Origin of the sequence: Sphingomonas sp. PAMC26645, assembly GCF_004795835.1 — a bacterium.
GTDB lineage: Bacteria > Pseudomonadota > Alphaproteobacteria > Sphingomonadales > Sphingomonadaceae > Sphingomonas.
This window is the reverse complement of record NZ_CP039249.1, coordinates 1301458-1315341: the sequence shown is the minus strand read 5'-3', so window position 1 is coordinate 1315341 and position 13884 is coordinate 1301458. Positions and strand designations below refer to the sequence as shown.

Annotated in this window: 13 protein-coding genes; all 13 read right to left on the bottom strand. The window is 65.2% G+C overall.

Going from position 1 to position 13884, the window contains the following annotated elements; all coding sequences use genetic code 11:
• Positions 1 to 159: 159 nt before the first annotated feature.
• Positions 160 to 1356, bottom strand: coding sequence for an acyltransferase (locus tag E5673_RS06100; RefSeq protein WP_168711575.1), 1197 nt, complete (start codon positions 1354 to 1356; stop codon positions 160 to 162).
• A 362-nt stretch (positions 1357 to 1718) separates the two neighbouring features.
• Entirely contained in the window at positions 1719 to 2102 is a 384-nt protein-coding gene (locus E5673_RS06095) for a lysozyme inhibitor LprI family protein (protein WP_168711574.1), read from the bottom strand.
• Positions 2103 to 2174: 72 nt separating this feature from the next.
• Positions 2175 to 2636 (bottom strand): YaiI/YqxD family protein, encoded by a 462-nt coding sequence (locus E5673_RS06090; protein ID WP_136189323.1) that lies wholly within the window; start codon positions 2634 to 2636, stop codon positions 2175 to 2177.
• A 136-nt stretch (positions 2637 to 2772) separates the two neighbouring features.
• A complete protein-coding gene (locus E5673_RS06085) occupies positions 2773 to 4542 on the bottom strand; it encodes a DEAD/DEAH box helicase (protein WP_056055171.1) in 1770 nt (589 codons plus the stop codon).
• A 56-nt stretch (positions 4543 to 4598) separates the two neighbouring features.
• A complete protein-coding gene (locus tag E5673_RS06080; protein ID WP_136189322.1) occupies positions 4599 to 5807 on the bottom strand; it encodes an NAD(P)/FAD-dependent oxidoreductase in 1209 nt (402 codons plus the stop codon).
• A 467-nt stretch (positions 5808 to 6274) separates the two neighbouring features.
• Positions 6275 to 6457, bottom strand: coding sequence for a hypothetical protein (locus E5673_RS06075; RefSeq protein ID WP_055881387.1), 183 nt, complete (start codon positions 6455 to 6457; stop codon positions 6275 to 6277).
• On the bottom strand, positions 6457 to 6924 hold the full coding sequence (locus E5673_RS06070) for a GreA/GreB family elongation factor (RefSeq protein ID WP_136189321.1): 468 nt from the start codon (positions 6922 to 6924) through the stop codon (positions 6457 to 6459). Before E5673_RS06070 ends, E5673_RS06075 begins: the two co-directional genes overlap by 1 nt.
• Positions 6925 to 6928: 4 nt before the next feature.
• Positions 6929 to 7672, bottom strand: coding sequence for an HAD-IIB family hydrolase (locus tag E5673_RS06065; RefSeq protein WP_136189320.1), 744 nt, complete (start codon positions 7670 to 7672; stop codon positions 6929 to 6931).
• Entirely contained in the window at positions 7669 to 8496 is an 828-nt protein-coding gene (locus E5673_RS06060) for a Cof-type HAD-IIB family hydrolase (RefSeq protein ID WP_348769890.1), read from the bottom strand. The genes E5673_RS06065 and E5673_RS06060 overlap by 4 nt, the downstream gene beginning before the upstream one ends.
• A complete protein-coding gene (gene gnd / locus E5673_RS06055; protein ID WP_060527244.1) occupies positions 8493 to 9476 on the bottom strand; it encodes a phosphogluconate dehydrogenase (NAD(+)-dependent, decarboxylating) in 984 nt (327 codons plus the stop codon). Before gnd ends, E5673_RS06060 begins: the two co-directional genes overlap by 4 nt.
• Positions 9477 to 9604: 128 nt before the next feature.
• A complete protein-coding gene (gene tal / locus E5673_RS06045; protein WP_136189317.1) occupies positions 9605 to 10729 on the bottom strand; it encodes a transaldolase in 1125 nt (374 codons plus the stop codon).
• Positions 10729 to 12819 carry a transketolase gene (tkt, locus tag E5673_RS06040; protein WP_136189316.1) on the bottom strand — a complete coding sequence of 697 codons (2091 nt, stop codon included), beginning with the start codon at positions 12817 to 12819 and terminating at the stop codon, positions 10729 to 10731. Before tkt ends, tal begins: the two co-directional genes overlap by 1 nt.
• 69 nt (positions 12820 to 12888) lie before the next feature.
• Positions 12889 to 13569 carry a ribose-5-phosphate isomerase RpiA gene (gene rpiA, locus E5673_RS06035; protein WP_136189315.1) on the bottom strand — a complete coding sequence of 227 codons (681 nt, stop codon included), beginning with the start codon at positions 13567 to 13569 and terminating at the stop codon, positions 12889 to 12891.
• Between the last annotated feature and the right edge of the window lie 315 nt (positions 13570 to 13884).

The window sequence follows — 13884 nt, the reverse complement described above, 5'->3', positions numbered from 1 at the left end:
AAGCCCTGTTGCTGCGGTGTCGGCGAGCGTGCGCTGGTCGACTGCCGCCCGGTGTATCGCGCAACCTCGCTTTAGGTCGTATGCGCGGTCCACGCGTTGATCTCTTGGTTCAAACAACCGGTTTCTGTGGATCGTCGTGCAGCGGCTTTTCGAGACCTGCTAGCGGAACTCCGTCTCGACGAAGATCGGGCCGACCGTGGGGGTCGCGAGGATCGGCTCTGCCAGACCCGGCGCTTGCGCTGGTACAGGTCGCCGGATCATGCGGTGGCCTAGTCGCACCATCGGCTCTTCGACGGCATGATAGACGACTGCCGCGATGAGTATCGTCGCGCTCAGCACGACCGCGACGTAGCGTAATGCCGACCCCGGATCGCCCGCGATCAGGATCGTCCCGCACGCCAGGATCACCGGTCCGTGGAACAGATAGACGGAATACGAGATGGTCCCGAACCACTTTGCCACACGCCGGTAAACCGAACGGCCGCCAACCGCGCGGGTGCTATCCGAGCCAGCGCCGACGACCCCCACGAACAGCAGCAGTGCGCCAATATACCCTAAAGTCGGTGCCAGATTGAAACCTGGGGCACCGACCGGCGGGACCGTCATGAACTGGACGACCGGCACGATCGCGAGGAATAGGCCGCAGAGAATCCCCGCCAGACGCACCGCGATCGCATTGCGCTCCAGCATCGCCAGTCGCAGCATCGTTCCCAGCAACATCAGCCCCAAATTCAGCGGCAGGTCGGCGGGCAGCCGCTTGTCGACCAGATGCGATGCCAGTGCGAGCAACAGCGCTGCACCGAACAGCGCGACGATTCCTCCGGCCAAGACGAACGGCGCACGCAGCACTCCCCAGGCAACGAGGCAGGCCGCCAGCACGTAGAACGCCAGCTCCGTTGCAAGCGTCCAATAGGCGACGACGATATCGGGCTGACCGACATAATGCTGGACCATGGCCACATTGGCCACGATCGTCACCGGCGCAGGGGCAGGCGCGCCTGTCATATGCAGCACCAGCAGCGCGACCCCCAGCGACAGCCAATAGGCGGGATACAGACGAAATGCGCGGCTGATCGCGAATCCGCGGACCGGACGATCGGTGCGAAAACTGAACGGGATGACGAACCCGCTGATCAGAAAGAACAGCGCGACGCCAAACCGCCCGAAGTGAAAGATGCCGTCGAACAGCAGCACGCCGGCCTGTTCGATCGGAAGGGGAAGCGCGTGCGTCGCTATGATGGTCTCGGCAAGGTGCTGAAACAGAACGAGCAACGCGGCGAACCCGCGCAGCATATCAAGCGCTTCGATCCGGCCTGAGCGAGGAAGGCGCGAGCCGTCGAAGGGGATGCGCCCCATGCCAGCTGCTGTCATTGCTCCCCCGCTTCCAAGACACTTGTACGCGGCGAAACTTTTTCTAGCAAACTCGGTATCTTACAATGGCCCCAAAACGGGTCAATCAGTTCAGCTTACCGCTGGCATACTTTGCGTTTGAGCATCTTACGCGCTTACCGGTCGTCGCTGCTGGCGCGAACGGTTAGCCAGTTTGCCGGAAGCCCACAGGTTTGTCTGGTCGCCCATCATCTTCATTCGGACCTAATGTTACCGCTCGGGGGGCAGCCTCTTGGTTGGGCCGCTTGTTGGCAACGACGGCTGATAGGATAGCGGACCGGGCTCGATCCACCCACGCCCGCTCCCCGTCATGCCCCCGCGGAATGCCGTTAGAAGCGGATCTTGCGTTCCAGTTCATTGGCGCGGGTTGCGGTTTTTGAAACGAGGCAAGCGGTGTCGATCGTTTCTCCATCGATCTTGCACTCATAGTCGCGCGCCTTGAGCCAGGATCGCTGTTCGTCGCGCAGCGCGATACGTTGCGCCGGTCGGCTCGCGAGTTGCCGCATGACCTGCTGATAGGCCTTGTTCAGCCGCGCGTCCTGCGACGCCATTTCGGTCTGCGCGCAGATACCGCCCTGCACTGTGTTGCCGCGGGCCCGCGCCTGGCACGCCGTGTACCGGTCGGATATCCCGGCGGGTGCCACCTGGGCGAGCACAGGCGTCCCGGCCGAAACCACAACCGCCGCCGCCGCCGCCAACATCTTCAACTGCATCGCACTCTCCCCCTGCCGCATGATCGGTGGCGGGAGTGTAGCGACGGGCCAGCCGCTCTGTCTACGCTCCGGCTAGCGGCGCTTCAGCCGGACCAGCGCGGCATCGAGCGCGGAGAGGAAGCTCGACCGGTCGGCTTTCGAGAACGGTGCGGGGCCGCCGATGATATCGCCGCCCGCCCGCAGGTCGGCCATGATCGCACGGGTGGCGATCGCGCCGCCGATCGAGCTGGTGGTGAACGGCTTGCCGGTGTTGGCGAGTACGGTCGCGCCGGCTTTCACGCAGCGATCGGCGAGCAGGATGTCGGCAGTGATCACGACCGACTTCGCATCGGCCTGTTCGGCGATCCAGTCGTCTGCCGCGTCGAACCCGTCGCTGACCACGATGCGCGAGATCAGCGGGTGGACGGGGATGCGGAAATGGCTGTTGGCGACGATCGTCACGGGGACTTCGTGACGCCACGCGACCTTGTAGATCTCGTCCTTTACCGGACACGCATCGGCGTCGACGAGAATTCGGATTGGGGCGTCAGTCATTCAAATCCTCCCCCGCCAGGGGGAGGTGGCAGGCGTAGCCTGACGGAGGGGGAGGCATCCACCACATCTGTCGCGTATCCTCCCCCTCCGTCACCTTCGGCGACACCTCCCCCTTGCGGGGGAGGATCGTACTAGCTTAGCTACGCTCGCGGTTGCCGCGGTACGGGGGCTTGCGCGCGGGAGCCGGACCGCCACGAGGGGCCGCACGGTGCAGCGTCGAGCGGGGGCCGCTCGCATTGCTGCGACCACCGCCACCGCCGTCATGCCGCGCACCGCTCTCCGGCGCGCCCTGCATCGCCTCGATCGCCACGCCGCTCTCTTCCTCGCCAGCCTGTGCCGTACGCTGGATCGCCGCCGAGAACCGCGAAGCAACCGCCCGCGGTATCTCGAACGCCGTCTCGTTCGGGCCGATACGGATCGCACCGATCTCGGACTTCGTGATGTGCCCGCGACGGCAGATCAGCGGCAGGATCCAGCGCGGATCGGCGTTCTGGCGACGACCGATGTCCATCCGGAACCAGACGGTGTCCTCGAAGCCCGCGCGCGGACCCTGCGAACGCTCGTCCTGCGTCGGCTGCTTGCTCTGGTCGATCAGGTCCTCGGCCTGCGGCATCGTCGCACGGTGCATGTGCACCAGCGCGGCGGCGATATCCTCCGGCGTCTTCTCGGCCATCAGGCGGACGGCGAGTGCGCGATCCTCCTCCTCGACCTCGACTGGCTGCAACAGCATGCCGATCAGGCGCTCGTGGTCGTTCTTTCGGATGTCCTCCGCGGTCGGGGCGTTGACCCACTCCGCGTTGATCTTCGCACCACGGAGCATCATTTCGACACGACGACGACGCGGGAACGGCACGATCAGGACGGCGGTGCCCTTCTTGCCCGCACGACCGGTACGGCCCGAGCGATGCTGAAGCGTCTCGGCGTCACGCGGCAACTCGACGTGAACGACGAGGCTCAGCGTCGGCAGATCGATACCGCGCGCCGCAACATCGGTCGCAACACAGACGCGCGCACGACGGTCACGCAGCGCCTGAAGCGCCGCGTTACGCTCGTTCTGCGAATGCTCGCCCGACAGTGCGACAGCGGCAAAGCCACGCTCGACCAGGCTCGCGTGCAGGTGACGCACATTGTCACGCGTGGCGCAGAACAGCATCGCCGTCTCCGCCTCGTGGAAGCGCAGCAGGTTGATCACCGCATGCTCGATCTCGGACGGCGAGACCGTGACGGCCTGGTACGAGATATCGCCATGACCGCGATCCTCGCCGACGGTCGAGATCCGCAGCGCGTCCTTCTGATAGCGCTTGGCCAGCGCGACGATCGGCCGCGGCATCGTCGCCGAGAACAGCAGCGTACGACGCGCTTCGGGCGACGCATCGAGGATCTGCTCGAGGTCCTCGCGGAAGCCCATGTCGAGCATCTCGTCGGCTTCGTCGAGCACCGCGACCTTCAGGGCCGACAGGTCGAGCGCGCCACGCTCGAGGTGATCGCGCAGACGACCCGGCGTGCCGACGACGATATGCGCGCCGTGCGCGAGCGAACGACGCTCCTTCGAGGCGTCCATGCCGCCGACGCAGGTCGAAATGCGTGCACCGGCCTTGGCATAAAGCCACATCAGCTCGCGGCTGACCTGGAGCGCGAGCTCGCGAGTCGGCGCGATGCAGAGCACGAGCGGCTTGTGCGGTGCGGGCAGGCGCTGGACTCCGTCCTCGCCGGCTTCACCGAGCAGCTCGCCGGCCATCGCCAGGCCGAACGCCACGGTCTTACCCGAGCCGGTCTGCGCCGACACGACGAGATCGCGACCGATCGCATTGTCCTCGATCACATGAGCCTGGACGGGGGTGAGCGCGGTATAGCCGCGCGCTTCGAGCGCCTCGGAAAGAAGCGACGGAATATTTGTAAAAGGCATGTACGTCCTAATTGGTGGCCGGCTTACGCAACGGCAAGGCACTGGCGTGGTGGTCCCTACAGGACTTGACCCGCGGCCCACCCGCTCGCCCATGCCCATTGGAAGTTGTAGCCGCCGAGCCACCCTGTGACATCGACCGCTTCGCCGACTGCATACAGCATTGGTACGCGTTTGGCTTGCATTGTTTGCGAGGAGAGTTCCGCGGTGCTGATTCCGCCAGCGGTAACTTCGGCCTTGGCATAGCCTTCGGAGCCGTTTGGCGTGAATTGCCAATGGCTTAGCGCGCGTTCGGCGTCCTGGAGCTTGCGGTCGGTGAGCGTGGAAATCTCGCTCGTCATGCCTAAACGGTCGCTCAAAGTCTCTGCGAGTCGATCCGGGAGCGTGCTGCCGAGCAATTTTCGCAGAGTCGCGCGCGGCGTGGTACGCTTGGCAGCGGGGAGCCAGCCGGACTCGCGATCGGGGAGGAAATCGATCCCGACGGGCTGGCCGTTGCGCCAATAGGACGACACTTGCAGGATCGCGGGGCCGGACAGGCCGCGATGCGTGAACAGCGCCGCCTCGCGGAAGGCGGTCTTGCCGGCGGTGGCGACGACCTCAGCGGCGACTCCGGACAGTTCGCGGAACAGCGTCTCCTCGCCGCCGAGCGTCAGCGGGACGAGCGCGGGGCGCGGCTCGACGACCTTCAGGCCGAACTGGCGGGCGAGGTCATATGCGAACCCGGTCGCGCCCATCTTCGGGATGGAAGGCCCGCCGGTCGCGATGACCAAAGCGGGCGCGATGACGGTGCGACCGTCGAGCGAGACGCGGTATCGCCCGTCTGCGTGGTCGACTCCGGTGACCGCGCGGCCGAGCGACAGGTCGACGCGGCCCTTATCGCATTCGTCGAGCAGCATCTCGACGATCTGCTTCGCGGAGCCGTCGCAGAAGAGCTGGCCGAGCGTCTTCTCGTGCCACGCGATGCCGGAGGATTCGACGAGCGCGAGGAAATCCTGCGCGGTGTAGCGGCCGAGTGCGGACTTGGCGAAATGCGGGTTGGCGGAGATGTAGCGGTCGGCAGCGGTGTGAACGTTGGTGAAATTGCACCGTCCACCGCCGGAGATCAGGATCTTCTTGCCCGCCTGGTCGGCGTGATCGACGAGCAAGATTTTTCTGCCGCGCTGGCCTGCGACCGCGGCGCACATGAGGCCGGCGGCGCCTGCGCCGAGGATAATCGCGTCGTATTCGGACAAGTGTAGCTCCGTGCGGCTCAGGTCAGCGGCCGCCATTTAAGATTGTTTCCCCGCGAAGGCGGGGACCCAGACTGGCCTCCCGCCTTCGCGGGAGAACAAGAGGGGATGGTCGCTGTAGCGCGTTCGGGATTGGCCACATAGGTGGCGATCTGCTGTCGGTGTTATCGTGCCGATCCGCCGGGTAACACCACCCCGGCGAAGGCCGGGGCCCAATTGGGGGACGGCAATGACGCATGTCGCGGACCGTTACTCCGACCTTTCCAATTGGGCCCCGGCCTTCGCCGGGGTGGTGGCATTTCGGAAGGGTGTCATATGGAAGAGCGATAGCCTCCGACGATCTCGTAGAGCGCGATAACGCCAGCCCCTTCTGCTCCCTCTGCCCTTCTGCTCCCTCTCCCCTCAGGGGAGAGGGTCGGGGTGAGGGGCAGCCAAGCAGTGCATCGCCCAGAACAGCCCCTCACCCAACCCTCTCCCCGGAGGGGAGAGGGCTAAGCCCGCACAAGCTACCGCAGCTTCGCGATATTTAGCGAATCCTCCTTCGCCCGAACCTTCACCGACTCCTCGCTCCGAGTCAGCGCCTTGGCGATCGCCTTCAACGCCATGCCCTTCTTCGCCAGCGTATGCAGCTTCTGGATTTCGTCCTGCGTCCACGCCTGACGATGCCGTTCGAATTTCGCTTCAGCCATCAGCCGTCATCCTTGTCGATCGCCAGAACCTCGATCGCGTCCGGCTTGTCCGCAAACGCCACCGTCTCGCCAACCGCCGCGCCCATCAGCGCGCGCGCCAGCGGTGCCGAGAACGCCAGCCGGTCCTCGCCGGGCTCCGCCTCGTCGCCACCGACGATCGCGATAACCCGCTCAACCCCGTTCATCCGAACACGAGCGCGCGAACCGATCCCGACCTCGTCCTCTTCCGGCGAAGGCGCGAGTTCGGCGGTCGTCTGACGCGTGTGCCAATACCGCAAATCACGCAGCAGAAGCTTGCGCGCCTCCTCGTCCGTCTCCGCCGCAACCGCAGCCTCTATCTCGGTCACCCGCTCGCCGAGCAGCCGCAGCCCCCGCGCCGTGACCAGATTAGGCCCCGGCGCGATCGGCTGTTCGAACTTGGGTTCGAGATGTTCCTCGTCACTCTCACGACGAAAGGCGACGCTCATGCCCTTACTTCAGACACGCGACGATCCCGGCGATCGCCGCCAGCGTGCCGTCGACGTTCTTCACCTTCACGACGTCAAGCCCAAGCTGCTCGGCGGGATAATCATTGCCGCCCGGGAAGATCGCGTCGCCGATGAACATCATCTTGTCGAGCGCGATGCCGCTCGCCTCGTTGAGCTTCTTCAGGCCATACGCCTTGTCGACACCCTCACGCGTGATGTCGATCGAGGTCGCGCCGCCCATGTTGATCGACAGCCCCGGCAGCCGCTTCTGCAAGTCCGCCTGGATAACCTTGCGCTTGGCGAAATCCGGATCCCAGCTGTGCTTGGCATCGATCGGCGCTTCCTGGCCGAGTGCGGAGAACGTGATCTGGCTACCACGATCCTCGATCCGCTCGCCCCAGGTCTTCTCCGGCACGAACCCGGTAGCCTCGAGCGACTCGTCGAACGCCGTGAGGATCTTCTGCTTCTCGTCATCCTCGAACAGCTCGGCGTACACCGCGCGCCATTCGCCATCGAACCGGTACAGCTTCGTGCCCGTCGTCGGCATCAGCCAAAGCTTGGTGCGATCGGCCCGCTCGGGCAGGCGCGACGCGACCTGCTTCTCGAATTGCGGCCAGTCGCCGCCCGAGATCACCGCGACATGCGCGACGTCGAGCAGGTTCGCCAGCGCCTCGCCCATCGGCTCCTGCAAGGGCTGCTTGCTCTCGGCCAGCGTTCCATCGAGGTCGAAGGCAACGAGGTCTTTCATGCGGAAACTCCGGTAAGGATGAAGGTGTCGATCGCGTGCGCGACGCCGTCGGCATCGTTCGCGCTGGTAATCTCGTGCGCGACGTCGCGGACGGCTTGCGGTGCGTTGCCCATCGCGATCGCCAGCTTGGCGCGCTTGAGCATCGCGATGTCGTTGGCCTGATCGCCGATCGCCGCGGTCTCGGTCAACGAGATACCGAACGCGTCCGCCAGTTCCTCGATCCCGCTGCCCTTGTTGCCGGCCACCGGCGTGATGTCGAGATAATAGGTCTGCGACTGGACGATCGTCGCCTGCGTGTCGAACTTGGCGGCGACCTTCGCGTGCAGGTCGCGCAACAGGTCTTCGTCATCGCTGACGAAGGTCACCTTGTCGGCCTTGGCGAGCAGGTCGGTGAAGTCGGAGACGATCACCGGGTCCTGCGCGGAGGCCTTCTTCTCGCTGCCGACATGCCCGCCCTGGTCGGTGCTGGCATACCAGACGTCATCCGCGAAGAACCACGTGTCGACCGGCGCGTCACCGATGATCTCCATCGCGCCGCGCACGACGTCGACGTCGATCATGTGGTGCTCGATCACGGTGCCGTCGCGCTTGAACACGATCCCGCCGTTGAACGCGCCCATCGGCTCGTCGATGCCGAGCAATTCCGCGATCGGCATCATCCCGGAGCGCGGCCGCGCGCTGATGATCGTGAAGCCGAGGCCGGCCGCCTTCAGCCGCTTGACCGCGTCGACGGTGGCGGGCGTGACCTTCTTCTCCTTGTCGACGAGCGTGCCGTCGACATCGGAGACGAGGAGCTTGATCGCCCCGCTCATCTCGCCGCTCACTGCGGCATCTCGACATGCCCGCCAAAGCCATAGCGCATCGCCGACAACAGCTTGTCGCCGAACGTGTGGTCCACGCGGCTGCGATAGCGCGCATACAGCGCCGCGCTCAGCACGTTGGCCGGCACCTTCTCCTCCATCGCCGCGTCGATCGTCCACTGGCCCTCGCCCGAGTCCGCGACGCTGCCGCTGAAGCCTTCGAGCGTGCCGTCCTTTGCCAGCGCGATCGCCGACAGGTCGAGCAGCCACGACGAGATCACGCTGCCGCGACGCCAGACTTCGGCGACGTCGGTCAGGTTGATGTCGAAGCGCTCCTCCTCGACGACATGTTCGCCCGACTTGCCCTTGAGGATGTCGAAGCCCTCGGCATAGGCCTGCATCAGGCCGTATTCGATGCCGTTATGCACCATCTTGACGAAGTGGCCTGCACCCGAGGGGCCTGCGTGGATATAGCCCTTCTCGGCGCGCGGATCGGCCTGGCCTTCGATGCGGCCCGGCGTGCGGACGATCGTTCCCATGCCCGGCGCGAGCGTCTCGAAGATCGGATCGAGCAGGTCGACCGTTTCCTTGTCGCCGCCGATCATCATGCAATAGCCGCGCTCGAGGCCCCACACGCCGCCCGACGTGCCGACGTCGACATAGTGGATGCCCTTTTCGGCCAGTTCCTTCGCGCGACGGACGTCGTCCTTGTAGAAGCTGTTGCCGCCGTCAATGATGATGTCGCCCGAATTCGACTTCGCGGCGATCGCCTGGACGGTACTCTCGGTTGGCTCGCCTGCGGGGACCATGACCCACCAGATCGCCGGGGTGTCGAGCTTGGCGTGCATGTCGTCGAGCGAATCCGCCCCGATCGCGCCATCAGCGGCGAGCTTCTTCACGGCTTCGGCATCGCGGTCGAATGCGACGACTTCGTGGCCGTTCTTCATCAACCGGCGCGCGATGTTGCCGCCCATCCGGCCGAGGCCGATCAGTCCGATCTTCATGGTAAAATCCTTGTCTTCTCCCTCTCCCCTCCGGGGAGAGGGTCGGGGTGAGGGGCAGTTCCAGGCGGAGGCGCATGTGGCAGCCCCTCACCCCAGCCCTCTCCCCGAAGGGGAGAGGGAGCAGTTCGTTACGCCGTCGCGGGCTGCTTCTTGGCGATCGAGCCAAGCAGGTCGTCGAACGCCTTCACGAACGAGGCGACGCCCTCCTCGACCAGCTTGCCGGTCACGCCATTGAGGTCGAGACCCAAGCGCTCGGCTTCGGCGAGCGTGTGCTTCGCGCCCTCGACGTCCTGCGTGATCGTCTCCGCCGCAGTGCCGTGGTCGCGGAACGCGTCCATCGTCTTCGGTGGCATCGTGTTGACCGTATCCTTGCCGATCAGCGTGTCGATGTAGAGCGTATCCGGGTAACTCGGATCCTTCACCCCGGTCGACGCCCACAGAAGGCGCTGCGGCTGCGCACCCTTGGCGGCGAGCGCCTGCCAGCGGTCCGACTTCAGGAAGTCGAGATACCATTGATACGCCATCTTCGCGTTGGCGATCGCGACCTTGCCGCGCACTGCCTTCAGCGCCTCGGCATCGGCGTCGCCCTTCTCCAGGCGTGCATCGATCTCCTTGTCGCTCGACGAGTCGATACGGCTGACGAAGAAGCTCGCAACGCTGGCGATCTTGTCGATCGGCTGCCCCTGCTTCACGCGCTCCTCGAGCCCCGCCGCATACGCCTCGGCAACGCGGATGTACGCATCGAGCGCGAACAGCAGCGTGACGTTGACGTTGATCCCGCTAGCGATCGTCGAAGAGATCGCCGGACCGCCTGCGAGCGTCCCCGGGATCTTGATCATCAGGTTCGGCCGGTCGACCATCCCCCAAAGCTTCTTCGCCTCGGCGATCGTCGCGTCGGTGTCGTCCGAAATGTACGGCGACACCTCCAGGCTGACATAGCCATCCTTCGCGTCGAGCTTGTCATAGACGGGCTTCAACGTCTCGGCCGCCGCCTTGATGTCCTGGATCGCGAGATGCTCGTAGCGGTCGATCGTCGCGGCGCCGGCATGCTGCTTGTCGTATTCGGCGAGCGTCGAGTCATAGGCATCGCCGTGACCCATCGCCTTTTCGAAGATCGACGGGTTCGACGTGACGCCGGTCAGGCCATCCTCATCGACCAGCTTCTGGAGACCACCGGCCTCCAGGAACTTCCGGTCGACGAAATCGAGCCATACCGCCTGGCCGAAGCCTTCGAGATCGTTGAGCGCACCCATCACTTGGTCTCCATCACTTGGCGGGCGACCTTGACGACATTGTCGACGGTGAACCCGAACTTGTCCTGCAGCTTGGCGAGCGGTGCCGAAGCCCCGAAGGTCGACATCGTCACGGTCGCGCCGTCGAGCCCGACATAGCGGTCCCAACCGATCGACCCGGCCATCTCGACCGCAACGCGCGCCCGCACTTCGCGCGGCAACACGCTTTCCTTGTACGCAGCGTCCTGCAGTTCGTAGCGATACCAGCTCGGCATCGACACTACCCGGCTCTTCACGCCGTCCGCGGTCAGCTTCTCGTGCGCCTCGACGACCAGCGACACTTCGCTGCCGGTCGCGATCAGGATCACGTCGGGCGTGCCGTCGCTGTCGGCGAGGACATAGCCGCCCTTTTCGAGCCCATCGGCGCTTGCGTACTTGGTCCGGTCGAGCGTCGGCAGAGCCTGGCGCGACATGATCAGCGCGGCTGGCGTGCTGGCGTCCTTGAGGACCGCCTTCCATGCCGCGACGACTTCGTTCGCGTCGCTCGGACGGATCGTGTCGAGGCCGGGGATCGCGCGCAGCGTGGCGAGATGCTCGATCGGCTGGTGCGTCGGGCCGTCCTCGCCGACACCGATCGAGTCGTGCGTGAACACCCAGATCGCGCCGACCTCCATGATCGCGGACAGGCGCACCGGCGCGCGCATGTAGTCGGCGAACACCAGGAAGGTGGAGCCGTACGAACGCAGGTGCGACAGCGCCATGCCGTTGACGATCGCGCCCATGCCGTGTTCGCGAATACCGAAATGGAAGTTCCGGCCGGCGTAGTTCTCTGCCTCGAACGAGGGCTGGCCCTTGATGTCGGTCTTGGTCGACGGCGCGAGATCGGCCGAACCACCGATCAGCCACGGCACCTTCGCCGCAATCGCGTTGAGCACCTTGCCGCCCGAATCACGGCTGGCGACACCCTTGGCATCCGCCTCGAAGGTCGGGATGTCAGCGTCCCAACCCTCGGGCAGCTCGTCCTTGAGCAGCAGGTCGAGCTCGGCGGACAGCTCGGGATAGGCGCCGCGATACTTGTCGGTCAGCGCGACCCATTCGTCACGCAGCTTGGCGCCACGCTCGGCGATCGCACCGTTGAAATGCTCGATTACACCGTCCGGCACGAAGAACGACTTGTCCTCGGGCCAGCCATAAGCCTTCTTCGTGATGCGGATATTCTCTTCGCCGAGCGGCTCGCCGTGGGCCTTCTCGCTGCCCGCCTTGGGGCTGCCGTAACCGATGACCGAATGCACGACGATGAAGGTCGGCTTGTCGGTGGTCGCCTTGAACGTCTCGATCGCGCGGCTAAGCGCGGCGGTGTCGTTCGCGTCGTCGATGTGGATGACGTTCCAGCCATAAGCGTCGAAGCGCAGGCCGACATCCTCGTCGAACGCGAGATCGGTCGCGCCCTCGATCGAGATGTGGTTGCTGTCGTAGATCCAGCACAGGTTGCTTAGCTTGAGGTGGCCGGCGAGGCTCGCAGCCTCGGCCGAGACGCCCTCCATCATGTCGCCGTCGCCACAGATCGTGTAGACGTCATGGTCGAACAGCGTGAAACCGTCCTTGTTATAGCGGGCCGCGAGCCAGCGCTCGGCGATCGCCATACCGACCGAATTGCCGCAGCCCTGGCCGAGCGGACCCGTGGTGGTCTCGACGCCTGTGGTGTGACGATATTCGGGGTGGCCGGGAGTCTTCGACGACAGCTGGCGGAACTGCTCGATGTCGGCGAGGCTGACGGCCTCCTTGCCGGTCTTGTTACCCTCGGCGTCGATCTCTTCGATCTTGGCGAGGTGGATCAGCGAATAGAGCAGCATCGACGCATGGCCGACCGACAGCACGAAGCGGTCGCGGTTGGGCCAGTCGGCGTGCTTGGGATCATAGCGCAGGAACTTCGACCAGAGCGTGTAGCCGACCGGCGCGAGCGCCATGGGGGTGCCGGGATGGCCCGAATTGGCCTTCTGCACCGCGTCCATCGACAGCGTGCGGATGGTATCGATCGCCAGACGCTCGGGGGAGCCGTCCTCGTGCAGCTTGGGGTCCGCCTTGGTGGGGGCGGTTGCGGTATCGGTCATGGAAGAAGCCTCGCTCTAGACGGTGACCGAACGCCGCGCATCCGATCTGGTTGCCAACATAGGATGCCTTTAGTCGGATGCACCCATCCGTTCCAGTCGCGTAACGACGCCGTTCGTTGCAATATACGCGGCATCGACCTCGTCGAGGAACAGGCCGTGGCCGAGAATGCCGGGGATCGCGGCGAGCGTGACGGCGGTTGCACGTGGGTCGTCGAGGGTGGCGAAGTGGCAGTCGATGACGAGATTGCCTTGGTCCGTCCGGTAGTTGTCACGGATGACGGGCGCGGCGCGGATGTCGGTTAGGGCGCGCATGACGTAGGCGCTGGCGAAGGGGAGCACTTCGACCGGCAGCTTGGCGGCGCCGATCCGGTCGACTCGCTTGGAGCCGTCGGCGATCACGACCATCCGTGCCGAGGCTGCGGCGACGATCTTTTCGCGCAACATCGCCCCGCCTGCGCCCTTGATCGCGAAACACCGCGAGTCGATCTCGTCCGCGCCGTCGATCGTGAGGTCGACATGGGCGACGGTGGCGAAGTCGAGGATCTCGATGCCGAGTTCGCGGGCGAGTTTGCCGGAGGCTTCGGAGGTGACGACGGCGTGGATTTGCAGGCCTTCGGCGACCCGGTCGCCGAGCGCCTGGATTGCGAACGCCGCGGTGGATCCGGTGCCAAGCCCGACAAGCATCCCGTCCTGTACCTCGGCCACAGCCGCAATGGCAGCCGCCTTCTTGTCATCATCGATCGACGCCATCAGCCCACCCCATCCGTCATGCCGGGCTCGTTCCGGCAACCACTGCTCAACGTCCTCGCGACAATTTGGTTTGAAGGACTCCCACACAAAGCACCACCCCGGCGGAGGCCGGGGCCCAATTGGGGGACGTTGCTAACGAAGCGCAGTCCCTCGTTACCGCGACCTCTCCAATTGGGCCCCGGCCTCCGCCGGGGTGGTGCCGTGGCTCTAGGGTGGTGCCGTGGCTGTATGGTCGTGCGTGTGGATACGGGAGTGCGCCCCTTCCTTGTTCTCCTGCGAAGGCGAGTGCGGGGTTGTGCATGCCCCGCATGCACA